We start from the raw sequence: 1,083 nt of genomic DNA, 5'->3' as shown, positions 1-1,083 counted from the left end.
GGTTGTGTGGTGTTTCAGAGCTGTAGAGTGGATGCGTAACATCTTTGTGGGCAAGTCCTCGGCCTATTAGTACCAGTCAACTCGACAACACATTACTGTGCTTCCATTTCTGGCCTATCAACCCAATGGTCTGTTGGGGGCCTTAACCCACAAAGGGGTGGGATACCTCATCTTGGAACAGGCTTCCCGCTTAGATGCCTTCAGCGGTTATCCCTTCCGAACGTGGCCAACCAGCCATGCCACTGGCGTGACAACTGGCATACCAGAGGTTCGTCCGTCCCGGTCCTCTCGTACTAGGGACAGCCTTCCTCAAGTATCCTACGCGCGCGGCGGATAGGGACCGAACTGTCTCACGACGTTCTAAACCCAGCTCGCGTGCCGCTTTAATGGGCGAACAGCCCAACCCTTGGGACCTACTCCGGCCCCAGGATGCGACGAGCCGACATCGAGGTGCCAAACCATGCCGTCGATATGGACTCTTGGGCAAGATCAGCCTGTTATCCCCGGGGTACCTTTTATCCGTTGAGCGACACCCCTTCCACCAGGTGGTGCCGGATCACTAGTCCCGACTTTCGTCCCTGCTCGACATGTCTGTCTCACAGTCAAGCTCCCTTGTGCACTTGCACTCAACACCTGATTGCCAACCAGGCTGAGGGAACCTTTGGGCGCCTCCGTTACTCTTTAGGAGGCAACCGCCCCAGTTAAACTACCCATCAGGCACTGTCCCTGAACCAGATCATGGTCCGAGGTTCAGATTCCCAATCCGACCAGAGTGGTATTTCAACAACGACTCCACCAACACTAGCGTGCCAGCTTCACAGTCTCCCACCTATCCTACACAAGCCGAACCGAAAACCAATACCAAACTATAGTAAAGGTCCCGGGGTCTTTCCGTCCTGCCGCGCGTAACGAGCATCTTTACTCGTAGTGCAATTTCGCCGGGCCTGTGGTTGAGACAGCCGGAAAGTCGTTACGCCATTCGTGCAGGTCGGAACTTACCCGACAAGGAATTTCGCTACCTTAGGATGGTTATAGTTACCACCGCCGTTTACTGGCGCTTAAATTCTCAGCTTCACCCCCAAA

Annotated in this window: 1 rRNA gene; it reads right to left on the bottom strand. The window is 54.8% G+C overall.

Annotation, left to right across the window (positions count from 1 at the left end):
* Nucleotides 1–46 precede the first annotated feature (46 nt).
* A 23S ribosomal RNA gene (locus tag ACFWIW_RS42160) occupies nucleotides 47–1,083 on the bottom strand; the annotation flags it as partial.

Source organism: Amycolatopsis sp. NPDC058340, from assembly GCF_042723975.1.
Classification (GTDB): domain Bacteria; phylum Actinomycetota; class Actinomycetes; order Mycobacteriales; family Pseudonocardiaceae; genus Amycolatopsis.
The sequence above is the reverse complement of the archived record's forward strand: the minus strand, read 5'-3'. Positions and strand labels throughout refer to the sequence as shown.